The sequence below is a fragment of the Streptomyces sp. NPDC107500 genome (assembly GCF_055582785.1).
The window spans coordinates 163879-187087 of the sequence record NZ_JBVJPF010000003.1; the positions used below are offsets into that span (position 1 = coordinate 163879).

The following is a 23209-nucleotide window of genomic DNA, read 5'->3' on the forward strand; positions in this document are numbered from 1 at the left end:
GCCCTCACCTCGACCGGTCGAGCCGCTGCATGAGCAGGTCCGCGATGCGCTCGCGGGTGAGCCGTTCCGCGTGAGGCGTGTGCTGGGTGAGGAAGAGCGCGTTGAGGAGCTGGTCCGCGGCCATCACCTCGCCCGGTTCCCGGTCGAGGAACCTGCCGATCAGGTCCTGTCCCGCGGCGACCCCCTCCTCGCCGAGGTGTGCTTCCACCATCGCGGTGAGCTGTTCCTCCCCCGGTGGCTCCAGTTCGAGCTGGACGCAGCGCCTGAGCAGCGGCGCCGGGAAGTCCCGCTCGCCGTTGGAGGTCAGGACGATCAGGGGGAAGCTGGTGCAGGCGACGCGCCCGCCGTGCACCGCGATCCGGCCGCTGTCGTGTGCGAGCACCTCGACCACGGGCTGCCTGTCGGCGACGCGTTCCAGTTCCGGGATGGCGAACTCGCCCTCCTCCAGCGTGTTCAGGAGGTCGTTGGGCAGGTCGAGGTCGCTCTTGTCGAGTTCGTCGATGAGCAGGACCCGGGGCAGTTCGGAGGGCAGCAGCGCGGTCCCGAGCGGTCCGAGCCGGATGTACGCGCCGATGCCCCGATCCCTGTCCGCTCCGTCGTCCCCGTCGCTTCCGGTGCCGCCGTCGTCTCCGTGGCCCCCGGCGCCGCGTGCGCGCTCCAACTGGACGTCCTGGAGCCGTCCGATCGCGTCGTAGCGGTACAGACCGTCCTGCAAGGTCGTCCGGCTGACGATCGGCCAGCGCAGCACCCGGCCCAGTTTCAGCTCGTGGGCGACGGCGTAGGCGAGGGTGGACTTCCCGGTGCCGGGGTTTCCGGTGACAAGGAGCGGGCGACGCAGGTAGAGGGCCGCGTTGACGGCGTCGACCTCGGCGGGGCGGGGCGCGTAGTTCTCCGCACGGCGGCGGCGGACGCCGAGCCGACGGGCACCGCCCGGGTCCTCCGACCCGGCCTGCGCGCCGTCCTGTCCGCGCGTGAAGTCGCGCCAGGGGGGCGGCTCCGGCAACCGCCGTACACCGTCGTGCGGCTGACCCGCTCCGCGGTAGATCCGCCAGTCGTTCACCATGGGCTCCTTCCGGCTCTGGTGATCTTGCAGCGGTCCGGGCCGTTCGAGTACGACGTTACCGCCCGGCCGCCGGACCCGCCGAGACTCCCGGACGCTCCTGCTTTCCCGATACCCGGACACCGGGGAAGCGACGGCTTCTGATGCGGCATCAGGCGGTCCGGGGTCCGGCGAGCGGAGGCGGCCGCATCGTCTCCGCCCCGTACGGTGGACGGTCCGGGGGGTCGAAGAGGACGGCGATCCTGCCCGTGAGTTCCTCGCTGAGGGCGATGTCGGGGTCCGAGGCACCGATGCGTTGGTCGCGTACGTGCGCGTGCAGGCCCTCGGCCCGGCCCGCGAGGGACAGCAGGCGGGCGGCGTTGCGGTGGAACGCCCGGCACCCGTCGTGGTCGTGGCCGTCTCTGCGCCACAGCACCAGGGGGTGTCCGGCGGCGAGGGCGACGTCCATGGCCTCCCGCCCGGCGCCGCTTCCGACGGGCCCGCAGAAGACCGGGACGCAGCCGTCGCCGCTGCCCGACAGCCGGCGGAACGTGCCGAGCCTGCTCTCCCGACGCCCGCCGGAGTCGTGCCCGGTGTCCGTCGACTCGCCGCGCAACGGGATCCCGGAGAGCGGCCCACGCGCGGTCGCCGTCCAGCGCCGGCGCCATTCGGGGATCGGTGCCTTGGCGTTGCGGCGGCGGTCGCGGAGCAGGACGGTACGGCGCAGTCCGAGCGGCATGGACTGCTCGTCGAAGAAATCGGTCTCCTCGTATTCGCCCCCCTCTCCGGATGCGGGGTCCCTCTCGGGGACGAGCCGCCACTCGTCTATCGGCTCGTCGAGCAGTGCGCGGGGCAGGAACGCCTCGACCACCGCCAGGTGTTCACCGCGGTCGCCCAGCCGCAGCGCTTCGGCCAGCGGCTCCCTCAGGTACTCCTGGAGTTCGTGGCGCCGTACGCCGAGGTCGTTGCTGTAGAGGGGGGTGACGTCCCGGCCGTCGTACAGGAGTCGCACGCTCAGCGGGTAGCGCTCCCCGTAGACCGGCTCCCCGATGTCGAGGAGGACGTCGGCTCCGGTGCGGGCCGGCGTCTCGCGCGCGAGGACGGGGCCGGCGGACCGGGCGACGGCCGGCTCCCGCACGTCGCCGAGCAGCCGGTCGATGTCCTCGCGGATCACCGGCTGGGCGTACAGGACCGCCTGCTCCCCGATCCACCGGGTGAAGTCCCGCAGCCGCTCCGGATCGGTGCCGCCCGGGCGTTCCAGCACGGTGTGCCGGGCCACCTTGGCCGCGTACAGCAGTACGGCGTCCAGGTCGAGTTCGGGCCTGCCTCCCTTGTCACCGAGGTCGCGCAGCCCGTGCAGCAGGGCTGCGCCCTCCCGCCAGGTGCGCGGGTCCTCGGGGAAGGGGGACCGGAAGTCCGACTGCACCACGCGGGACTTGGCCTCCTGCACGAGGTCCACGATCTCCCCCGGACCGCTGGGCGGCGGCAACTGGGCGAGGTGGCCGTAGAGGTGGAGTCGCTGGGCGGGGCTGAGGACGCCGGGGGTGCCGGGGTCGCGCAACCCGGTCTGAACACGCGTCCAGTCGGTGTCCGCTCCGGACCGGTTGAAGCGGGCGAGGTGGTGCAGGTCGTGCTCGCGCATGACGGTGTGCAGGATGTCGCCCCCGGGCACGTCGTGCAGTTCGCGCAACGCGGTGACGGGGACGGCGGCCCCCTCGGACTGCCGTACGCCCTTGTTCATGCCGATGACGGAGCCGTGGCGCAGGTCGACGACGGGCCCGCCGGACAGGCCCTCGACCGGCAGGGCGCCGGTGAGCAACAGGGCTTTGCCGTCCCGGCCGCTGGCCTCACCGACGCCGTGCCGGAGGCCGAGGGCGCCGGTCTGCCGCGACCAGCCGTGCAGCGAGACCGGGGCGGGGATGGTCGGCGCGCGATCGCTCAGCCAGACGCAAGGGGCGTCGTCCGCGCCGTGCACCCGGACCAGCGCGATGTCCGGGAAGCCCCAGCGCCCGCGGCCCGCGTGCGCTGGCTCGGGCCGCGGTTTGGCGAGCACCACCTCGCCCGTGGTGGTGCCGCCCTGCCAGGTGACCCCCACGGGGCTGCGACTACGCCACACCTCCGCTCCCCCCTTCCCCACGACGTGGGCACAGGTCAACAGCCAGCCCGGCGCTATGAAGAATCCCGATCCCCAGTACTCGCCACGCTCCGGTGCATACCCGTCACCCGGTGCGACGATGCGCGCGAGCGAGGGGCGCACCAGGTCTTCGAGGGCGCTCATACGACCCCGGACGCGGGGGGTCCGGGCGGGGGAACGGCACCGCCTTCCGGTCCGGGTCGCGGCGCGCCGTCCCGGCGGGCGGGTTCGGTCCAGGTCAACGACACGTTCAGCGAGGCGTTGCCGCCGCCTCCCGCGATCGCGGCCACGACGCTGCCGGCCTGCGCCGACAGTTCGATGCCGAAGCCGACGGAGATCTCGACGGATTCGTGGGTGTCCAGTCCGGCGCGCAGGGAGCGCACGACACCACCGACCGTGCCGGCGAGGCCCCCCGCCATGTCGATGACGCGGTCCCGTACTCCGGTGTCCTCGAAGCCGTCTCCGGACGTCCCGTCGTCGGGCGCGCTCACCCTGGCCCAGACGACGGTCCCGTCGTCGAGCCGTACCTGTTCGATCCCCCCGGCCACGGCGCCCCCGTCCGTTCGCTTCCGGCTCCCCCGCTGCTGTGGAGGTCTCTTACCCCACCGGGGGGAGCACGTTAAACCCCTGGCCGTGCCGAGGGGTGCACGCCGAGTGGTCCTACTCCTCGTCCTCGTCGTCCAGCCGGGCGAGCCAGGTGGCGAGGCGCTCGACGGGCACCTCGAAGTCCGGGTTGAGGTCGACGAACGTACGCAGCTGTTCGGCGAGCCACTCGAAGGTGACCTCCTCCTCGCCGCGCCGCTTCTCCAGTTCCTCGATGCCGCGGTCGGTGAAGTACATGTGGCGTTCTCCTGCGTGCGTCCGTGTTCCGAATCCGCCCCCAAGACTATGCAAACGGCACCGTACGGGTGCCGCGCGCCCCGGACCAGGGGCGGAGCCCGGCGGTTCGCCGGGCGTCGGGCGCGTTCCCGGCAACCGGCTCTACGGCTGAGGCGGTGCCAAGCCGGGGCAGACCAAACCGTTCCGGCCTATCACTGATCAGCAGAACGGGTGTCTTGACTTTCCGTGTCCGCGATATATCGTGAATTACGGAGGACGCGATATGGCGCGTTCGGTCGAGGAGGTCTGCACCATGTCCGAGTGGTCCGTCGCGGAGCCCAAGAAACTCACCTTCGACGAGTCCGTGAGCCGCCTGCACGTACGCATCGTCAACGGAACGGTGAACGTCGTGGGCACGGACGAGGGTTCCGCCCGCCTGGAGGTCTCCGAGATCGAGGGACCGCCCCTGATCGTCACCCATGAGGACGGCGCGCTCACCGTGGCCTACGAGGACCTGCCCTGGAAGGGCTTCCTCAAGTGGCTCGACCGCAAGGGCTGGCGCCGCAGCGCGGTGGTCTCCCTGGCGGTGCCGGCCGGCACCCGCGTGGAGGTCGGCGCGGTCAGCGCCGCGGCCGTCGTCTCCGGGCTCGACGGGCACGCCGAGGTGAAGGGCGTCTCCGGCGACACCACCCTGGTGAGCCTCGCGGGCCCGGTCCGCGCGGACACCGTCTCGGGGAACGTGGAGGCCCAGGCCCTCACCGGAGACCTGCGCTTCAACTCCGTCTCCGGCGACCTGACGGTGGTGGAGGCGGGCTCCTCCGTGCGGGCGGACTCGGTGAGCGGATCGATGATCGTCGACCTGGACCCGGCCGGCGGACCCACCGACATCAACCTGACCAGCGTCTCGGGCGAGATCGCCATCCGGCTGCCCCAGCCCGCCGACGCCCAGGTGGAGGCCAACACCGCCAGCGGCGCGGTCTCCAGCGCCTTCGAGGACCTCCGGGTGGGCGGCCAGTGGGGCGCCAAGCGGATCACCGGGCGGCTCGGCGCGGGCAACGGGCGGCTGAAGGCCACCACGATCTCCGGCTCGATCGCCCTGCTGCGGCGGCCGGGCGCGGCGGACACTCCGTGGGAGCGGGAGCCGCGGGACACCGGCCCGGCGCACGACGCGCCGGGCGACTCGGGGGACAATTCCGCTGCCGTCCGGGACCACGGCGACACCGCCGCCCCGTCGGACGGCACGACCGACAAGAAGGTGCTCTGACATGCCCCCCGTCTTCGCCCACGGCCGACTGCGCCTCTACCTCCTCAAGCTCCTGGACGAGGCCCCGCGCCACGGCTACGAGGTGATCCGGCTCCTCGAAGAGCGCTTCCAGGGCCTCTACGCCCCGTCGGCGGGCACCGTGTACCCGCGCCTGGCCAAGCTGGAGGCGGAGGGCCTGGTCACCCACACCACCGAGGGCGGACGCAAGGTGTACGCCATCACGGACGCCGGCCGCGCCGAGCTGGCCGAGCGCAGCGGTGAGCTGGCCGATCTGGAGCTGGAGATCCGGGAGTCGGTCGCCGAGCTGGCCGCCGAGATCCGGGCCGACGTGCGCGGCGCGGCGGGAGACCTGCGCCGGGAGATGCGGGCCGCGGCCAGCGCGGCGCGCCAGGGCGCCGGTTCGGGGACGCAGGACGAGTCGGGAGCGGCCGGGGGCGTCGACGACAAGGAGGCCTGGCGGGCCGCCAAGGAGGAGATGCGCCGGGTCAAGCAGGAGTGGAAGGAGCAGGCCCGCCGCGCCAAGGACGAGAGCAGGCGGGCCCGCGACGAGGCCCAGCGGGCCCGGCGTCAGGCCAAGGAGGCCCAGGAGCGGGCACGGACCCAGGCGCAGGAGGAGGTGCAGCGCATCGCCCAGCGGGTCCAGGAGCAGGTGCAGGACCACTTCTCGCGGGGCGACTGGCCCACGGGACTGCGCGAGGGGCTGAGCGAACTGGCGAAGGAGGTCGGCGACTTCGGCAAGGACTTCGGGAAGGAGTTCGGCAAGGACTGGGGCTTCGGCCGCACCGACGCGGGCTCCACCACCCCCCGGCCCGAGTACTCCGCCACCCCCGAGGACTTCCCCGCCGGATACACCCCGGCCTGGGCCCACGAGGACACCGCGGACTCCACCGGGGACCCGGCCCGCGACCTGGACCGGCTGCTCGACCGCTTCCGGGACGACATCCGGGACGCCGCCCGGGACCGGGGCGTCACGCCCGACCAGCTCCGTGACGCCCGTCGTCAGTTGTCGACGGCGGCGGCGCACATCGGGGCGATTCTGCGGACGCCGAAGGCCTGACCTCCGGGACACCGCCCCCGGCATCCGGCCGAGGGCGTCGGACGCGGGGCGCCGGGCTCAGGCCGCGCCCGCGCCCTCCCCTGAGCCGTCGCCCAGCACCCTGGTCAACGACGCGTGGGTCACCCCGTGGTCGGCGAGCACCTCCGCGGGCACGCCGGGGCGGATCGTCAGCGCGAGGAGAAGGTGCTCGTCCCCGATGCGCCGGTCGCGCCGGGCGACGGCGACCCGCAGCGCCTTCTCCAGGACCTCCTTGGCGCCCCGGTCGAAGCCGCGGTGCCCGGACCACCGGCGACCGCCCTTCCGCTCGCCGGACATGACCCCGACACCGTGCACCTCCTCCACCCGGGCGACGACCTCGGAGACATCGATCCCCAGTCCGGCGAGGGCGTCGGTCTCGGCCTGCGTCAGACCGGCCCGGCGCCGCGCCTCCGCCAGCGCCCGCCGCACCGAGTCCCGGTGCTCACCGCCGGCCCCGAGCGCCGTCAGCGCGAAGGAGGCCCGGCTGCCCTCCCGGTCCAGCAGGGCGAGCAGCAGGTGTCCGGTGTCGACGGTCCGCGCATCCGCGGCCTCGGCATGCTCGACGGCCCCCTGCACGACCGCTCGGGCATCCTTCGTGAATCGCTCGAACATCAATGCCTCCCGTACTTCTTGTGCACGGCCTGCCTGCTGACTCCGAGCTCCGTGGCGATCTCCTGCCACGACCAGCCCTGGTGGCGCGCGCTGCGCACCTGCACCGACTCCAGCTGCTCCAGCAGCCTCCGCAGTGCGGCGACGGCCCGCAGCCCGACCCTGGGGTCGCGGTCACCCGCACGCGTGGCGAGATCCGTTGCTTCGCTCATGCCTGTCAACTTAGATTGACGTCCGCTCGACGTCAACCCCAGTTGACATCGCGGGGTCAGGAGCCGCTGAGTACGATCTTGCCGAACAGCTCCCCGGAGGCCATCCGCTCGAACCCCTCACGGGCCCGGTCCAGCGGAAGCACATCGTCGATGACGGGACGTACACCGGTGGCGGCGCAGAAGGAGAGCAGGTCCTCCAGTTCGTCCTTGGTGCCCATCGTGGAGCCGACGACCCGCAGTTCCAGGAAGAAGATCCGGGTCAGCTCCGCGTGGGAGGGCCGGTCCCCGCTGGTGGCGCCGGAGATGACCAGCGTCCCGCCCGGCCGCAGCGACTTCACCGAGTGCGACCAGGTGGCGGCGCCCACGGTCTCGATGACCGCGTCCACCCGCTGCGGCAGCCGCGCACCCGGCTCCACGGCCTCCACCGCGCCCAGCTCCAGGGCCCGCTTCCGCTTCGCCTCGTCCCGGCTGGTGGCGAAGACCCGCAGCCCCGCGGCCCTGCCGAGCACGATCGCGGCCGTGGCCACGCCGCCGCCGGCACCCTGCACCAGCACGGAGTCACCGGGACGCACCCCGGCGTTGGTGAACAGCATCCGGTACGCCGTCAGCCAGGCGGTGGGCAGACAGGCGGCCTCCGCGAAGGACAGCTCCTTCGGCTTGGGCAGGATGTTCCAGGTGGGCACGGCGACCTGCTCGGCGAACGTCCCCTGGTAGCGCTCGGTGAGGATGGAGCGCGGCTCCCGGGGGCCGACCCCGTGGCCCGTCTGGCCGATCACCGAGTGCAGGACGACCTCGTTGCCGTCCGCGTCGACACCGGCGGCGTCGCAGCCCAGGATCATCGGCAGCCGGTCCTCCGGAAGGCCGACGCCGCGCAGGGACCAGAGGTCGTGATGGTTGAGGGAGGCGGCCCTGACATCGACGACACTCCAGCCGGGCCGGGCCTCGGGAGCCGGACGCTCCCCCAACTCCAGGCCGGTCAGCGGCTCGTCGCGGTCGATTCGGGCGGCGTAGGCAGCGAACATGGCCCCGACGATAGGTTCCACACCCGCCGACCGGAACCACGACGCCCTGTGACACACACCCTCTTGCCACCAGTGCCGCCGCCGGGCCAGGCAGCGGCCCCCGCACATGCGAGCGGCCCCGCCCTCCCGAGGAGGACGAGGCCGCTCGGCGCACAAGCGCGTGTCACACCGTCACCGGCGCGCCACACCCTCCGCACGGGCCGCGGCCGCCACCGCCGCCGTGACGGCCGGGGCGACCCGCTCGTCGAACGGGGACGGGATGACGTAGTCCGCGGCGAGGTCGTCGCCCACCACGGAGGCCAGCGCCTCGGCCGCCGCGAGCTTCATGCCCTCGGTGATCCGCGACGCCCGCACCTGGAGCGCGCCCGCGAAGATGCCCGGGAACGCCAGCACGTTGTTGATCTGGTTCGGGAAGTCCGAGCGCCCCGTGGCGACGACCGCCGCGTACTTGTGAGCGACCTCCGGGTGCACCTCGGGGTTCGGGTTGGCCATCGCGAAGACGAAGGCACCCTTCGCCATCGAGGCCACCGCCTCCTCGGCCACCGTGCCGCCGGAGACGCCGATGAAGACGTCGGCGCCCGCGAGCGCGTCCTCCAGCGAGCCGGACAGCCCCGCCTTGTTGGTGAAGGAGGCCACCTCCTGCTTGACCGGCGTGAGGTCCGCCCGGCCCGCCGAGATGATGCCCTTGCGGTCGGCCAGCGCGACGTCCCCGATACCGGCCTCCACCAGCATCTTGGCGATGGCGACACCGGCCGCGCCCGCGCCCGAGATCACCGCGCGCAGCTCGCCCAGCGTCCGCCCGCTCAGCCGCGCCGCGTTGCGCAGCGCCGCCAGCGTCACGACCGCGGTGCCGTGCTGGTCGTCGTGGAAGACCGGGATGTCCAGCCGCTCCTGGAGCTTGCGCTCGATCTCGAAGCAGCGCGGCGCCGAGATGTCCTCCAGATTGACGCCGCCGAACGAGGGCGCGAGGCGGACCACGGTCTCGACGATGTCGTCGGCGTCCGTGCAGTTCAGGGCGATCGGGACCGCGTCCACCCCACCGAACTGCTTGAAGAGGATCGCCTTCCCCTCCATCACCGGGAGGGACGCCTCGGGCCCGATGTCCCCGAGTCCCAGCACCGCCGTCCCGTCCGTCACGACCGCGACGACCGAGGACTTCCAGGTGTAGTCGTGGACGAGGTCGGGCTGCTCGGCGATCGCGCTGCACACTTTCGCGACGCCGGGCGTGTACGCCAGGGACAGGTCTTCCTTGTCACGGACCGGCACGGTGGCCTGCACGGCCATCTTGCCGCCGCGGTGCAGCGCGAACGCGGGGTCGAAGGAGTCGAGCGGCTCAGCGCCCGCCCCCTGCTCCGCACCGGCTCCGTTGTCGCTGCGAGGATTGACGATCTCCGCTGCCACTTTGTCTTACCCCTTAAGAGTTCATGGTTTGAGGGTTGTCCACTCCTGGTGAGGAATGGGCGGGCACCGCGCGGGAGGATGGCTGTACGGGCCACGAGGACCCCGCGCGACGGGCGCGCCGCACACGCGCCCTGAGCCCCTGATGAGGGGTGTAAAGAACCTTCTTACCCGACGGACGCCTCCGGCGACGAGTCGGATAAGAGCAAGCTCACATGTCGGACCCCGAACGCCGCATGTCGGTGACATGGCTCATAGCCGGGGATCAGGACAACCTCGCGGCACCCCTTGACAGACCGGGAGAAGCCGCTTGCAACGGCCGTACACACTGACGATCCATGCCCGGATAACGAGAAATTCCGCAGATCTTCCGGCCGGAGGGGCAGATTCCCGTAAAGGTTCGGTCGTGATGTACCGACCTGATGCGGTTCGGGGGGTGACCCGTTATCCGATTTTGACATGACGGCCCCCCTGAATGGCCGAGTCCGAATGGCAAGATGCCGTAATCACACGAGGTCGCGGCACTCGAAGGTGTGTGCTCACGTCGACCCACGGCGCCCGCCGGTCCCCCGGCAGGCGTCCGCTCCACCGGAACACCACCGTCCCCATCGGCAACTCCATTCATCCGCCGGAGGAACCACCATGACCGCAAGCTCCACCCGTCGTACGACCGCCGCGCACTCCCGGCTAGCAGCGGTCGGTGCGATCGCGGTCGCAGGCGCGCTGCTGCTCACCGGATGCGGCGACCAGACCGAGAACAGCGACTCCGGCAGCGACAGCCAGTCCTCGAGCAGCGCTCCGCTCGCCGACAAGCTGCCGAAGTCGATCCGCGACAAGGGCACCGTCAAGGTGGGCTCCGACATCGCCTACGCGCCGGTCGAGTTCAAGGACGACTCCGGCAAGACGGTCGGTATCGACCCCGACCTCGCCGACGCCCTCGGCAAGCAGCTCGGTGTGAAGTTCGAATTCGAGAACGGCACCTTCGACACCCTGATCACGGGTCTGCGCTCCAAGCGGTACGACATCGCCATGTCCGCGATGACCGACACCAAGGACCGCCAGGAGGGCATCGACTCGGACACCGGCAAGAAGGTCGGCCAGGGCGTCGACTTCGTCGACTACTTCACCGCCGGTGTCTCCATCTACACCAAGAAGGGCGACGACCAGGGCATCAAGACCTGGTCCGACCTGTGCGGCAAGAAGCTCGTGCTCCAGCGCGGCACGGTCTCCGAGGACCTCGCCAAGGCCGAGAACGAGAAGTGCCCGGCCGGCAAGAAGATCTCCATGGAGGCCTTCGACAACGACCAGCAGGCCCAGACCCGCCTGCGCGCGGGCGGCGCCGACGCCGGCTCCTCCGACTTCCCGGTGGCCGCGTACGCGGTGAAGACCTCCGGCGGCGGCAAGGACTTCGAGATGGTCGGCGAGCAGGTCGAGGCCGCGCCGTACGGCATCGCGGTCGCCAAGGAGAGCACGCAGCTGCGCGACGCCCTGAAGGCGGCGCTGGACGCGGTGATCGCCAACGGCGAGTACAAGAAGATCATGGACAAGTGGGGCGTGGCGGAAGGCGCCGTCACGGAGGCCACCATCAACGGCGGCAAGTGACCGCGCGGCGGGCACTGAAAGGCAACATCCGTGACTGTTGACATCGACAAGACGGGCTCCGGCCCGGCGGACACCCCGCCGGCCGGCCCGGAGGCCATCAGGGCCATCCCGGTCCGGCACTACGGCCGCTACGTCACCGCGGTCGTCGCGATCGCGCTGCTGGCCGCGGTCGTGTACGCGTTCTCCCAGGGCAAGATCAACTGGGGTGCGATCCCGGACTACTTCTTCGACGACCGGATCCTGTCCGGCATGGGCAAGACGCTGCTGATCACCGTCCTGGCCATGCTCATCGGCATCGTCGGCGGCATCATGCTCGCGGTGATGCGGCTGTCGAAGAACCCGGTGACCTCGTCCATCGCGTGGTTCTACATCTGGTTCTTCCGCGGCACCCCGGTCCTGGTGCAGCTCGTCGTCTGGTTCAACCTGGGCCTGGTCTTCGAGTACATCAACCTCGGCCCGTTCTACCGCGACGAGTGGTCCGACTTCATGACGCCGTTCCTGACGGCGCTGCTCGGCCTCGGCCTCAACGAGGCCGCGTACATGGCGGAGATCTGCCGCGCCGGACTGCTGGCGGTCGACGAGGGCCAGACCGAGGCGGCCCACGCGCTCGGCATGAGCCACACCAAGACGCTGCGCCGGATCGTGGTCCCGCAGGCGATGCGCGTGATCGTGCCGCCGACGGGCAACGAGGTCATCAACATGCTGAAGACGACCTCGCTGGTGTCGGTCGTCCAGTACTCCGAGTTGTTCAGAGTGGCCCAGGACATCGGCCAGACCTCGGGCGCACCCGCCGAGATGCTGTTCCTGGCGGCGGCCTGGTACCTGCTGCTGACCTCGGTCTTCAGCGTCGGCCAGTACTACCTGGAGCGGTACTACGCCCGCGGCTCCAGCCGCAGCCTGCCGCCGACGCCGATGCAGAAGATCCGGGCGAACCTGTTCTCCCTGTCGACCCGCTCCAGCAAGACGGGAGGTGCCGCATGACCGCCATGGTCAAGGCCGAGGGCGTCCACAAGTCCTTCGGCGCCATCGAGGTCCTCAAGGGCATCGACCTGGAGGTGAAGTCGGGTGAGGTGTTCTGCCTGATCGGCCCCTCCGGCTCCGGAAAGTCCACCTTCCTGCGGTGCATCAACCACCTGGAGAAGATCAACGCCGGACGGCTCTACGTCGACGGCGAGCTGGTCGGCTACCGCCAGAAGGGCGACAAGCTCTACGAGCTGAAGGACAGCGAGGTCGCGGTCAAGCGCCGGGACATCGGCATGGTCTTCCAGCGCTTCAACCTGTTCCCGCACATGACGGCGCTGGAGAACGTCATGGAGGCGCCGGTCCAGGTCAAGGGCGTGAGCAGGGCGCAGGCGCGGGAGCGCGCGGGCGCCCTGCTGGAGCGGGTGGGCCTTTCCGACCGGGCCGGCAACTACCCCTCGCAGCTCTCCGGCGGCCAGCAGCAGCGGGTCGCGATCGCGCGGGCGCTCGCGATGGACCCGAAGCTGATGCTGTTCGACGAGCCGACCTCGGCCCTGGACCCGGAGCTGGTCGGTGACGTCCTCGACGTCATGCGCGACCTGGCCGAGTCCGGCATGACGATGGTCGTCGTCACCCACGAGATGGGCTTCGCCCGCGAGGTGGGCGACAGCCTGGTCTTCATGGACGACGGCGTGGTCGTCGAGTCGGGCAACCCGCGCGACGTCCTGACCGACCCGCAGCACGAGCGGACGAAGGCGTTCCTGTCCAAGGTCCTCTGAGGACACGGCGGGCGCCGGCGGCAGCGCGAGGAGGGGCGGTACGGAAACCCGTACCGCCCCTCCGCCGTGTCACGGTCTCACTTCACCGCGAGCAGCAGCGTGTCCGACGGCGAGCACCACACCGGCCGCGCCTCGCCGAAGCCCTTCTCGCGCAGGACGCGCGCGTGCCAGGCCGCCGAGGGCATCTCGCCGTCGGCGTGCTCGCCGTAGATCTCGAAGCGGCGGGCCGTCGGTTCGGCGAGGACCGGGTCCTTGGCGGCGAGCTGCCACCACTCGGCCCAGTCGAGCGCGCCCCCGTTCTTGGCCGCGTCCATCTGCGCGTGCCGCTGCGCCCGCTCGGCCGCGTTGATCCGGGGCGTCGTGTCGTCGATCATGTGGTCCGCGTTCATGAAGACACCGCCGTCGCGGACCAGGCCCGCGACCCGGCCGTAGAGATCCGCGAGGGGCTCGGCGTGGAACCAGTGCAGGGCCGTGGCGGTCAGCACGGCGTCGTACGAGTGGTGCGGCAGCTTCGCCGGCCAGTCGGGGTCCTTGAGGTCGGCGGTGACGAAGGAGACCCGGTCGTCGCCGGCGAAGGTGCCCTCGGCGATCGCGAGCAGCGCGGGGTCGAGGTCCACGCCGGTACTGGTGGCCCCGGGGAAGCGGGCGAGCAGCCGGGCGGTGATGGTGCCGGTGCCGCAGGCGAGGTCCAGCACGCGCGGCGCGGTGCCGACGAGCGCCTCGACCATGTCGAGCATGATCCGGAAGCGGTCCTCCCGGTCCGGCATGTACCACTCCTGCTGCCGGTCCCAGCTCTCCTGCCAGGCCCGCCAGTCGGCGCCGGCCGTGGTGGCGTCGGTGGTGTTCGTGGTGTCGGCGTCCGTCATCGGGCCCCTCCGTGCATGCGTGACGTAATACCCTGGAAGCACGATCAGCTGTTACCTGACCGCAGGCACGACCATAGAGCCCCTCCGTAAGGACTACAAGTGGAACTGGCCTATTACTCGGATTACGCCGTACGTCTCGTCAACACCGAGGAACCGTCCCGCGGACAGGACTCCCTGACCTCGGTCGAGGCCGTCCGCGAACTGTTCGGCGCCAACCAGTCGGCGGCCCGGCGGGCGGCCGACTCGGACGTGACCCGCTTCCGCTCGGTCCGGGCACGGCTGCGGGCGGTGTTCGAGGCGGCCGACGCCGGCGACGAGACCCTCGCCGTCGACCTGCTGAACTCCCTGCTCCTGGAGTTCCCGGTGAGCCCGCAGATCTCCGGCCACGACCACCGCGACGACGACGGCCGCCCGCTGTGGCACATGCACCTGGCGGACCACCCGTCCAACGCCACCGCCGGTTTCGCCGCCATCGCGGCGATGGGCCTCGCCTTCCACCTCACCGAGTACGGGGTGGACCGCCTGGGCCTGTGCGAGGCGTCCCCCTGCCGCAACGCCTACCTGGACACCTCCACCAACCGCTCCCGGCGCTACTGCTCCGACCGCTGCGCCACCCGCGCCAACGTGGCGGCCTACCGCGCCCGCAAGCGCCTGGAGGCGGACCGGGAGGCCGGCACCGGCCTGAGCGCGGACAGCGCCCAGCGGGCCACGGCGAACGGGGAGCGCTGACCCGCCCTCGGCGGCCGGTACCGCAGGCGCACCCTGCCGAGCACCAGGTCCTCGGGGACGACCCCGTAGTCGGTGCTGTCGCCGCCGGCGAAGGCGTTGTCCCCGAGCACCCACCAGCCGGCCCCGCGCCGCTCGACGGCCCGCTTGACCACCAGCAGGTCCTGCTGGAAGGGATGCCGCAGCACGACCACGTCACCCGGCCGGACCCGCGCACCCCAGTGCACGAGCAGCACATCACCGTGGTGCAGCGTGGGCACCATCGACGGCCCGGTCACCTCGGCCGGCCCGAAGGGCAGCGCGCCTCTCGCGCGCTCGGTCTCCTGCGACGGCCGCTCCGGCATCACCCGGCACCTCCCGGTCTTTCCTCCACCAGTCTCAGTCTCACCCCCGGACTTTTGTCCTAAGCCCACGGGGGCACTCGCGAAATCGGGCCACCCAGGGAGTAATGTCCCCCCTGAGAAGACGATCACGAGGAAGGAACGCTTCATGCTTTCCCGCCTGTTTGCCCCCAAGGTCACGGTCAGCGCCCACTGCGACCTGCCCTGCGGCGTGTACGACCCGGCCCAGGCCCGCATCGAGGCGGAGTCGGTGAAGGCCGTCCAGGAGAAGATGGCCGGTAACGACGACCCGCACTTCCAGGCCCGCGCCACGGTCATCAAGGAGCAGCGCGCCGAGCTCGCGAAGCACCACGTGTCCGTGCTGTGGAGCGACTACTTCAAGCCCCCGCACTTCGAGAAGTACCCGGAGCTGCACCAGCTGGTCAACGACACCCTGAAGGCCCTCTCGGCCGCCAAGGGCTCGACCGACCCGGCGACCGGCCAGAAGGCCCTGGACTACATCGCCCAGATCGACAAGATCTTCTGGGAGACCAAGAAGGCCTGACCTCTGCACCGCGGGCCGGCGATCGGTGCACCATCGCGGGCCGCAGGACAGACCGGAGGGGCCCGGCCGCAACCCGGCCGGGCCCCTCCGTGCGTCCGCACCCTGCTCGTAACCGGTGCACGGACGGCTCATCGCTTGCGGTCGTAGGTCCGCACCACGACGCCGTTGCCGAAGGTGCGCACCGAGCCCGTCACGAACTCGGAGACCTCGAAGCCCGAGGCGAACATGGGCATGCCGGTGCCCAGCACCACCGGATACGTCTTGATGACCAGCTCGTCGACCTCGCCGGCCAGCTCCCCCGCGACGGCCGCCCCGCCGCACAGGTAGATGTCGAAGTCGCTCTCCTCCGCCTTCAGTTCGCGGACCCTGCCGACCAGGTCCGTCGAGACGATCTCGACGTTGGGGTCGGGCGACTCCGTGAGGGTGCGCGAGGCGACGATCTCGCGCATGTGTCCGTAGGGGCTGGTGATGCCCTCCTTCAGCGCCAGGTCGTAGCTGCCCCGGCCCTGGACCACCGTGTCGAACCGCTTGTTCGGCATGCCGTCCATGCCGCGCTGCTGCCGGCCGAAGCTCGACACCGTCTCCGGGTACTCCGCCTTCAGGAACGCGAAGAACTCCTCGTCCACGAACGGGTACATGAACGACGCGTCGCCGTCCGGGCCGCCGATGAAGCCGTCGATCGAACAGGCGATGAAATACGTGAGCTTGCGCAAACCGGTCTCCTTCGTCCTGGCCACCCCTTGACCACTACGCTCACAGTACTCCGGATGTAGTTGTCTGGTCTCCTGATTATTCGTTCCGCGGCTCGCGCCACATCGGCCACATCAGGGGGCCGTCGGGCAGTTGGAGGGCCTGTCCGGTGAACTCGAAGCCCAGGCGCTCGTACAGCGCCCGGCCGCGGGCGCTGCTCGCCTCCAGGTAGGCGGGCGTCCCCTCGCTGTCACAGCGGTCGAGCACCGACTCCATCAGCGCGGTGCCCAGACCCTCGCCCTGCCGTCCGGGGGCCACGCCGATCATCCACAGGTACTCGTGGGCCCGGCCGGCGGGGTGGATGCCCTCGGTGAGCCGGGCTATCAGTTCGACGCGCTCGTTGTCCGGGTCGACGGCCTCGCGCACCAGGGCGGGGATGTCCTCGGCGGGCCCCCCGGCCGGTTGTTCGTCCCCGGCCGGTTCGTGCGCCGGTACGGGCAGCCACAGCGCGCAGGCCGCGCCGTCCTCGGTGAGGTCGATGCGCCCGTCGGCCAGCACGGCGTCGGTGAAGGCCGCCATGAGCCGGTGATGGGTCAGCCGGCGGTACTCGGTGCCGGGAAAGACCCAGCTGCTGACCGGGTCGTCCTGGAAGGCCTCGTCCAGGAGGCGGACGACCCGCTCCCGGTCGTCCGCCCCCGCCGTCCGGATCACCACGCCCATAACCCGCCCCGCCCCTTCGGCTCAACGTCGTTCGTGTGTACGGAGGTTGAGCCTATCCGGGAGGCCTCACGCGCCGGCCGGACAGGGAAAGGGGGCGGGCCCCGCACACCGTGGGGAAGTGCGGGACCCGCCGGACCGGAGCCGTCGGCGGTGCGGCCGTACGTCGGGTCAGGTGCCGTACGGCCCTGCACGGGCTCCGGGGTCTTGCGGCCGGCCCTGGCGGGCCGGGTGGTGCGGCGGGCGGCGGTCAGTTGGCCGTCAGGTGGCCGTTCTCAGGTGGTGCGCCGGGTCACGAACTCGGCCAGCGCGAGCAGTCCGCCCGCCGACTCCGGGTCCGGCACGGCACGGGCCAGTTCCTGCATCGCCCGTGCCATCCGGTCGGCCGCCTCGGCCTGCGCCCAGTCCCGGCCGCCGGCCCGCTCCACGGCGAGGGCGGTGCGCTCCAGGTCCTCCTTGTCCTCGTCGTACGGTGCCGCGTACAGCGCGGCGAGTTCGGCGGCGGCCGGGGTGCCGGAGGTGAGGGCGGCGACCACCGGCAGCGACTTCTTGCGGACGGCCAGGTCCGCGCCGGCCGGCTTGCCGGTGTGGCGCGGATCGCCCCATATGCCGATGACGTCGTCGATGAGCTGGAAGGCCAGCCCGGCCTGCCGGCCGAAGGCGTCCAGCGCCTCGACGTCCTCGTCGGCGGCGCCGGCGTACAGCCCGCCGAGCGCGCAGGCGCATCCCAGCAGGGCGCCCGTCTTGGCCTCGGCCATGGCGAGCGTCTCGTCGAGAGTGACCTCGTAGGGCGCGCGCCGCTCCATCGCCGTGTCCGTGTGCTGGCCCTCGCACAGTTCCATGACGCAGTCGGACAGCCGGATGGCCGCCGCCGCGGACGCCGGATGCGGGTCCGCGGCGAGCAGTCGCAGGCCGAGCGCCTGAACGGCGTCCCCCGCGAGGATCGCGTCGGCGTCGCCGAACACGGTCCAGGCGGTGGGCCGGTGGCGCCGGGTGGTGTCCCGGTCCATCACGTCGTCGTGCAGCAGTGTGAAGTTGTGGATCAGCTCCACCGAGGCGGCGGCCCGCACCGCCGCCGCACGGGCCGTGGGCCCGCCGAGCGCGGCGGCCGCGGTGAGGACGAGTGCGGGACGGATCGCCTTGCCCGCGTTCCCCTCCGCGGGCGTGCCGTCCGCGTGCTGCCAGCCGAAGTGGTAGAGAGCGACACGGCGCATCATCGGGGGCAGTGCGGCGATGGCGGAACGGAGTTCGGGATCGACCGACGCCCGGGACTCGCTCAGGAGCGCCGCCGCCTCCTGCCCCTCGGACACCGGTGGCCCGGTTCCGCCGACCGGGGTGCCCGGCTCGTCCGCGCGCTGTGTGCCGATGGCCCCCTGCCTCTCCGGCGCTCCGGTGGGACCGCGGGTCGCGGTGGCGCCGCACCCGGTCTCCGTCATGGACTCACCTCCCCCATGGGCCCACTCCCGTACCCCGGGGGTGTACCCGCCCGTGAGGGCGGGGACACGGCCTCAAGCGGACTGGCGTCACTGCCAGCGGCCGATCTCGACGTTTTCCAGGACGCCCAGCGCGTCCGGCACCAGGACCGCGGCCGAGTGGTAGGTCGTGACCAGGTACTTGATGATGGCCTGCTCGTTGATGCCCATGAAGCGCACCGACACACTCGGCTCGATCTCGTCGGGGATGCCGGTGGCGCGCAGCCCGATGACGCCCTGCTCCTGCTCGCCGGTACGCATCGCGATGATCGAGGTCGTACGGGCCTCGGTGACCGGGATCTTGTTGCACGGGTAGATCGGCACCCCGCGCCAGGTCGGGATGCGGTTGCCGGCGACGTCGATCGTCTCGGGGACCAGTCCGCGCCGGTTGAGCTCCCGGCCGATGGCGGCGATCGCACGGGGGTGGGCGAGCAGCAGCTTGGTGCCCCTGCGGCGGCTCAGCAGCTCGTCCAGGTCGTCCGGTCCCGGCACGCCGTCGTGCGGCTGGATCCGCTGGTCGTACTCGCAGTTGTGCAGCAGACCGAACTCGCGGTTGTTGACCAGCTCGTGCTCCTGGCGCTCCTTCAGCGCCTCGACCGTCAGCCGGATCTGCTGCTCGGTCTGGTTCATCGGCTGGTTGTAGAGGTCGGCCACGCGCGAGTGGATGCGCAGCACGGTCTGGGCGACGCTCAGTTCGTACTCACGGGGCTGGGCCTCGTAGTCGACGAAGGTGTGCGGGATGTCCGGCTCGCCGCTGTGGCCGGCGGAGAGGTCGATCGCCTTCTCGCCGTGCTTGTTGGTGTTCTGCTCCGGGAGCGAGCGCTGCTCCTCCAGGTGCGCGCTCAGGGACTCCGCGCGCTCCGCGACCTGGTCCACCTCCTGGCGGGGCAGCACGAGCACGGTGCAGGCGGTGACCGCGCGGGCCGTGTACTCCCAGATGGCGTCCCCGTCGAGCAGCGCCTGGTCGCCGAAGTAGGCGCCGTCGGCGAGGACACCGAGCACCGCGTCGTCACCGTAGGGACCGGTGCCGATCTTCTCCACCTTGCCGTGCGCGAGCAGGTACACCTCGTCGGCCCGGCCGCCGAACGAGGCGATGACCTCGCCGGGGCCGAACTCCCGCTGCTCGCAGCGCTGCGCGAGCTCCGACAGGACCTCGTCGTCCTCGTACGACCGCAGCGCCGGCAGCTCGCACAGCTCCGCGGGGACGACCTCGACGCGGTCGCCGGTCTTCACGAACGTCACGCGGCCGTCGCCGACGGCGAAGGTCAGACGCCGGTTCACCCGGTACGTGCCGCCCTGGATGTCCACCCAGGGAAGCGAGCGCAGCAGCCAGCGTGAGCTGATCTCCTGCATCTGAGGAACGGACTTGGTCGTGGTGGCCAGGTTCCGCGCGGCCGCCGTGCCGAGGCTCTGCTGCGGCTTGGTCTGCTCGCTGCGGACCTCTTCGCCTACCGACATAAGGAATTGCCCTCCCGGTCGTGCCGGACGGCTGCGCCCGGCATCGATGTGCGTGCACCAGCCTTCCTCACGGAGCGTGCCGGTGCTATTACACGAAAGAGCGGGAATGGATCACCGGAAGCCGGGGCAGACATGGGGGCTTGTTTCACCATCCCGGCGTCTTGTCCGGCCTGTTGCACGCGCCTGGCCGGGACGAGATTGGCCGAAAACGCTCGCACGCGCGCCGGACAAGTAATAGCGGGGGCTCCGTTTCGGTACAAGCACCGTACGAGACGGTCGTGCCAAGGCGGCCGTCACACAGCGTGAAGGAGTCGGCCGTGGCCTCACCCATGTCCGCGAGCAGCTTCCTCAAGGCACTGAAGGCGGAGGGGCTCACCGTCGTCGAGGTCGGCGACTGGCGCGACCACAACCGCAACCACAAGGGCCCCTGGGGGCCGGTGAACGGCGTGATGATCCACCACACGGTCACGAAGGGCAGCGCCCGGACGGTGGACATCTGCCGCAAGGGCTACGAGGGCCTGCCCGGTCCCCTGTGCCACGGGGTCATCACGAAGGACGGCCGGGTCCACCTGGTCGGGTACGGCAGGGCCAACCACGCCGGCCTCGGCGACGACGACGTCCTGCGCGCGGTGATCGCCGAGCGGGCGCTGCCGAAGGACAACGAGGCGAACACCGACGGCAACCGGCACTTCTACGGGTTCGAGTGCGAGAACCTGGGCGACGGCGACGACCCCTGGCCGGCGGCACAGCTGGAGGCCATCGAGCGGGCCGCCGCCGCGGTCTGCCGCCATCACGGGTGGAACGAACGGTCCGTGATCGGGCACCTGGAGTGGCAGCCCGGGAAGGTGGACCCGCGCGGGTTCACCATGGCGTCCATGCGGGCACGGATCGGGGACCGGCTGGGCTGAGGTGACGCACTCTCGCCGCGGCGTGAGAATGGCCGGGTGACCGGCACCGACACCTCCGACCTCGCCACCCTCGGCCCCCGTCTGCCGTCACCCTGCCAGGAGATCGTCGACGGGCGGTTCGAGCGGCACGGCGTCCGGCTGCTGCTGAAGCGGGACGATCTGATCCACCCCGACCTGGTCGGCAACAAATGGCGCAAACTGGCGCCGAATCTCGCCACGGCGCGGGGCCGTACCGTCGTCACGTTCGGCGGCGCCTACTCCAACCACCTGCGCGCCACGGCCGCCGCCGGCCGGCTGCTCGGCCTGTCGACGGTGGGCGTGGTGCGGGGTCAGGAACTGGCCGGGCGGCCGCTCAACCCCTCCCTGGCCCGGTGCGCGGCCGACGGCATGCGGCTGCACTTCGTCGACCGCTCGACGTACCGCCGCAAGAGCGAGCCGGAGACCCTGGCCGCGCTGCTGCGCGCGGCGGCCGCCGAGGACGCGGTCGTCGTCCCCGAGGGCGGCAGCAACGCGGCGGCCGTCCGCGGCTGCCGGGCTCTCGGCGAGGAGCTGGGCGGACACGCCGACGTGGCCGCCGTCGCCTGCGGCACGGGTGGCACGCTCGCCGGACTGGCCGCGGGCCTGCCCCGGGGCCGGCGGACGCTGGGGATACCCGTGCTCAGGGGCGGCTTCCTGGCCGACGACATACGGCGGCTCCAGGACCGTGCCTTCGGCGGACCGCGCGGCGACTGGAGCCTCGACGACCGCTTCCACTGCGGTGGCTACGCCCGCACGACGCCCGAGCTCGACTCCTTCGCCGACGACTTCGAACACCGCCACGGCCTGCCCGTGGAGCGCGTGTATGTGGCCAAGCTGCTGCACGCCCTGCTCGTCCTCACCCAGGAGGGCGCCTTCCCGCGCGGGACCACCCTGGCCGCGGTCGTCACCGGCCGGCCGTTCCCCTGACCGCCGCCGGGCCGCTCACGTGGCCTCCCGGTAGGCCGCCGCCTCCTCCAGGTCGAGGCGGCGCAGCAGCGTCCGCAGCATCTCGTCGTCGATGTAGCGGCCGTCCCGCAGCCGGACGAAGACGTCGCGCTCGGCGCTGATCATCTCCCGGGACAGCCGCCGGTAGGTGTCGTCGACGGTCTCGCCGGTGACCGGGTTGACCTGCCCCAGCCGCTCCCAGACGGCGTTGCGGCGGCGTTCCAGGACCGTGCGCAGGCGCTCGGCGAGGGGGCCCGGCAGGGCGTTGCGCTCGTCGGCGAGCAGCTCGTCCAGGCGCCGCTCGGCCGCCCGCGAGGCCTGTGCCTGGGCGTTGGCCTCGGCGAGCGTCTCGGTCTGCACGTCGCGGGCGGGGAACTTCAGCAGGCGGATCAGCGGCGGCAGGGTGACGCCCTGGACGACCAGCGTGCCGATGACGGTGGTGAAGGTGAGGAACAGGATGAGGTTGCGCTCGGGGAAGGGATCGCCGTCGTGCACGGTGAGCGGGATGGAGAAGGCGATGGCCAGCGAGACCACGCCCCGCATCCCCGCCCAGCCGATGACGAACGGCCCCGCCCAGGAGAGGTCGCCCTCACGCGCGCGTACGCGTGCCGAAAGGCGCGGGAGGTAGCTCGCCGGATACACCCACACGAACCTCGCCACCGCGACCACCAGGAAGAGGACGACGGCGTACCAGGCGGCTTCGGTGCCCTCGTGCTCCCCGAGCCCCTTGAGGACGACGGGCAGCTGGAGTCCGATCAGGGCGAACACGGCCGACTCCAGCACGAACGCGACCATCTTCCACACCGCCTCCTCCTGGAGCCGGGTGGCGAAATCGACCTCCCACGCGCGGTGGCCGAGATAGAGCGCGACGACGACCACCGCGAGCACCCCGGAGGCGTGCACCTGCTCGGCGACCGCATAGGCGACGAACGGGATCAGCAGGGAGAGCGTGTTCTGCAGCAGCGCCTCCCGCAGATGGGTGCGCAGCCAGTGCAGCGGCACCATCAGCACCAGCCCCACGCCCACGCCGCCGACCGCCGCGATCGCGAACTCCAGGAGCCCGCCTGCCCACGTGGCGCCCTCGCCGACCGCCGCCGCGAGCGCCACCCTGAAGGCGGTGATCGCGGTGGCGTCGTTCACCAGGGACTCGCCCTGGAGGATCGTGGTGATCCGGGAGGGCAGCCCCACCCGGCGCGCGACGGCCGTGGCGGCGACGGCGTCCGGCGGCGCGACCACCGCACCGAACACCAGGGCCGCCGTCAGCGGCAGACCCGGCACGATCAGGTACGCGGCGCAGCCGACGACGAAGGTCGCGAAGAGGACGTAGCCCACGGACAGCAGCGCCACCGGCCGCACCTGGGCCCGCAGGTCCAGGTAGGAACTGTCGGTGGCCGCCGTGTAGAGCAGCGGGGGCAGCAGCAGGGGCAGGACGATGTGCGGGTCGAGGGTGTAGTCGGGCACGCCCGGGACGTAGCTCACCGCCAGGCCCACCGCCACCAGCAGCAGCGGCACCGGGACCGGCACCCGCCGCCCCGCGGCGGCCACCGCGGCACTCCCCGCCACCAGCAACAGCAGCGGCATCACGTCCATGTCCTCGCCCGCCCTCTTTTT

At 71.6% G+C, this 23209-nt stretch carries 24 protein-coding genes; 9 read left to right on the forward strand and 15 right to left on the reverse strand.

Annotation, left to right across the window (positions count from 1 at the left end):
• Positions 1–4 precede the first annotated feature (4 nt).
• From ACZ67M_RS12320 to ACZ67M_RS12335, 4 genes are all read right to left on the reverse strand, one after another.
• Positions 5–1060, reverse strand: a complete 1056-nt coding sequence (locus ACZ67M_RS12320) for an AAA family ATPase (RefSeq protein WP_361353570.1) — start codon at positions 1058–1060, stop codon at positions 5–7.
• A gap of 151 nt (positions 1061–1211) precedes the next feature.
• Positions 1212–3317: a VMAP-C domain-containing protein gene (locus ACZ67M_RS12325; RefSeq protein ID WP_469850807.1), complete on the reverse strand. Its 2106-nt coding sequence runs from the start codon at positions 3315–3317 to the stop codon at positions 1212–1214.
• Positions 3314–3721 (reverse strand): CU044_2847 family protein, encoded by a 408-nt coding sequence (locus ACZ67M_RS12330; protein WP_361351799.1) that lies wholly within the window; start codon positions 3719–3721, stop codon positions 3314–3316. The genes ACZ67M_RS12325 and ACZ67M_RS12330 overlap by 4 nt, the downstream gene beginning before the upstream one ends.
• Before the next feature lie 112 nt (positions 3722–3833).
• Complete coding sequence (locus ACZ67M_RS12335) at positions 3834–4013, reverse strand: DUF6104 family protein (protein WP_023586593.1); 180 nt, start codon at positions 4011–4013, stop codon at positions 3834–3836.
• Between the two features lie 292 nt (positions 4014–4305).
• Here ACZ67M_RS12335 and ACZ67M_RS12340 point away from each other — a divergent pair, with 292 nt between their 5' ends.
• Positions 4306–5256, forward strand: a complete 951-nt coding sequence (locus tag ACZ67M_RS12340; RefSeq protein ID WP_361353573.1) for a DUF4097 family beta strand repeat-containing protein — start codon at positions 4306–4308, stop codon at positions 5254–5256.
• Between the two features lies 1 nt (position 5257).
• Positions 5258–6313: a PadR family transcriptional regulator gene (locus tag ACZ67M_RS12345; protein WP_467319357.1), complete on the forward strand. Its 1056-nt coding sequence runs from the start codon at positions 5258–5260 to the stop codon at positions 6311–6313.
• A gap of 57 nt (positions 6314–6370) precedes the next feature.
• Here the strand turns inward: ACZ67M_RS12345 and ACZ67M_RS12350 are convergent, their stop codons facing one another.
• The 4 genes from ACZ67M_RS12350 to ACZ67M_RS12365 form a co-directional block, all read right to left on the reverse strand.
• Positions 6371–6943 (reverse strand): Clp protease N-terminal domain-containing protein, encoded by a 573-nt coding sequence (locus ACZ67M_RS12350; RefSeq protein ID WP_361351805.1) that lies wholly within the window; start codon positions 6941–6943, stop codon positions 6371–6373.
• Complete coding sequence (locus tag ACZ67M_RS12355) at positions 6943–7152, reverse strand: HTH domain-containing protein (protein WP_122616179.1); 210 nt, start codon at positions 7150–7152, stop codon at positions 6943–6945. Before ACZ67M_RS12355 ends, ACZ67M_RS12350 begins: the two co-directional genes overlap by 1 nt.
• Before the next feature lie 56 nt (positions 7153–7208).
• The gene (locus ACZ67M_RS12360; protein WP_122616178.1) at positions 7209–8174 is read right to left on the reverse strand and encodes a zinc-binding dehydrogenase; all 966 of its coding nucleotides are present in this window, start codon (positions 8172–8174) and stop codon (positions 7209–7211) included.
• 171 nt (positions 8175–8345) lie between these two features.
• Positions 8346–9575 (reverse strand): NAD(P)-dependent malic enzyme, encoded by a 1230-nt coding sequence (locus tag ACZ67M_RS12365; RefSeq protein WP_125492781.1) that lies wholly within the window; start codon positions 9573–9575, stop codon positions 8346–8348.
• 639 nt (positions 9576–10214) lie between these two features.
• On the opposite strand from ACZ67M_RS12365, the gene ACZ67M_RS12370 reads away from it, so the two are divergent.
• Genes ACZ67M_RS12370 through ACZ67M_RS12380 form a run of 3 tightly spaced genes read left to right on the forward strand, consistent with a single transcriptional unit; the run spans position 10215 to position 12913 of the window.
• Positions 10215–11174, forward strand: coding sequence for an ABC transporter substrate-binding protein (locus tag ACZ67M_RS12370; protein ID WP_361351811.1), 960 nt, complete (start codon positions 10215–10217; stop codon positions 11172–11174).
• Between the two features lie 30 nt (positions 11175–11204).
• Entirely contained in the window at positions 11205–12155 is a 951-nt protein-coding gene (locus ACZ67M_RS12375) for an amino acid ABC transporter permease (RefSeq protein ID WP_392234771.1), read from the forward strand.
• Complete coding sequence (locus ACZ67M_RS12380; RefSeq protein ID WP_161331682.1) at positions 12152–12913, forward strand: amino acid ABC transporter ATP-binding protein; 762 nt, start codon at positions 12152–12154, stop codon at positions 12911–12913. Before ACZ67M_RS12375 ends, ACZ67M_RS12380 begins: the two co-directional genes overlap by 4 nt.
• A 77-nt stretch (positions 12914–12990) precedes the next feature.
• Here ACZ67M_RS12380 and ACZ67M_RS12385 read toward each other — a convergent pair whose 3' ends face one another.
• On the reverse strand, positions 12991–13779 hold the full coding sequence (locus ACZ67M_RS12385) for a class I SAM-dependent methyltransferase (protein WP_469850810.1): 789 nt from the start codon (positions 13777–13779) through the stop codon (positions 12991–12993).
• A gap of 99 nt (positions 13780–13878) precedes the next feature.
• Between ACZ67M_RS12385 and ACZ67M_RS12390 the strand changes: the two genes are divergently transcribed.
• Positions 13879–14508, forward strand: a complete 630-nt coding sequence (locus ACZ67M_RS12390) for a CGNR zinc finger domain-containing protein (protein WP_352156575.1) — start codon at positions 13879–13881, stop codon at positions 14506–14508.
• Here the strand turns inward: ACZ67M_RS12390 and sodX are convergent.
• Positions 14412–14849: a nickel-type superoxide dismutase maturation protease gene (gene sodX, locus ACZ67M_RS12395; protein ID WP_352156576.1), complete on the reverse strand. Its 438-nt coding sequence runs from the start codon at positions 14847–14849 to the stop codon at positions 14412–14414. The two genes, ACZ67M_RS12390 and sodX, sit on opposite strands and share 97 nt — an antisense overlap.
• 145 nt (positions 14850–14994) lie before the next feature.
• On the opposite strand from sodX, the gene sodN reads away from it, so the two are divergent.
• Positions 14995–15390 (forward strand): superoxide dismutase, Ni, encoded by a 396-nt coding sequence (gene sodN / locus ACZ67M_RS12400; protein WP_064729779.1) that lies wholly within the window; start codon positions 14995–14997, stop codon positions 15388–15390.
• Positions 15391–15518: 128 nt separating this feature from the next.
• Here the strand turns inward: sodN and ACZ67M_RS12405 are convergent, their stop codons facing one another.
• The 4 genes from ACZ67M_RS12405 to ACZ67M_RS12420 form a co-directional block, all read right to left on the reverse strand.
• Positions 15519–16103 (reverse strand): dihydrofolate reductase family protein, encoded by a 585-nt coding sequence (locus ACZ67M_RS12405; protein WP_361351819.1) that lies wholly within the window; start codon positions 16101–16103, stop codon positions 15519–15521.
• Positions 16104–16179: 76 nt separating this feature from the next.
• Entirely contained in the window at positions 16180–16800 is a 621-nt protein-coding gene (locus ACZ67M_RS12410; protein ID WP_469850813.1) for a GNAT family N-acetyltransferase, read from the reverse strand.
• Between the two features lie 272 nt (positions 16801–17072).
• Positions 17073–18233, reverse strand: coding sequence for a family 2 encapsulin nanocompartment cargo protein polyprenyl transferase (locus ACZ67M_RS12415; protein ID WP_469850814.1), 1161 nt, complete (start codon positions 18231–18233; stop codon positions 17073–17075).
• Positions 18234–18320: 87 nt separating this feature from the next.
• Complete coding sequence (locus ACZ67M_RS12420; RefSeq protein WP_392099529.1) at positions 18321–19727, reverse strand: family 2B encapsulin nanocompartment shell protein; 1407 nt, start codon at positions 19725–19727, stop codon at positions 18321–18323.
• A gap of 329 nt (positions 19728–20056) precedes the next feature.
• Between ACZ67M_RS12420 and ACZ67M_RS12425 the strand changes: the two genes are divergently transcribed.
• Together ACZ67M_RS12425 and ACZ67M_RS12430 are read left to right on the forward strand one after the other, a co-directional pair.
• Positions 20057–20635, forward strand: coding sequence for an N-acetylmuramoyl-L-alanine amidase (locus tag ACZ67M_RS12425; RefSeq protein WP_122616165.1), 579 nt, complete (start codon positions 20057–20059; stop codon positions 20633–20635).
• A gap of 36 nt (positions 20636–20671) precedes the next feature.
• Positions 20672–21580, forward strand: a complete 909-nt coding sequence (locus tag ACZ67M_RS12430) for a 1-aminocyclopropane-1-carboxylate deaminase/D-cysteine desulfhydrase (protein WP_469850815.1) — start codon at positions 20672–20674, stop codon at positions 21578–21580.
• A gap of 15 nt (positions 21581–21595) precedes the next feature.
• On the opposite strand, the gene ACZ67M_RS12435 is transcribed toward ACZ67M_RS12430, so the two are convergent.
• On the reverse strand, positions 21596–23188 hold the full coding sequence (locus ACZ67M_RS12435; RefSeq protein ID WP_361351834.1) for a Na+/H+ antiporter: 1593 nt from the start codon (positions 23186–23188) through the stop codon (positions 21596–21598).
• Positions 23189–23209: the final 21 nt, after the last annotated feature.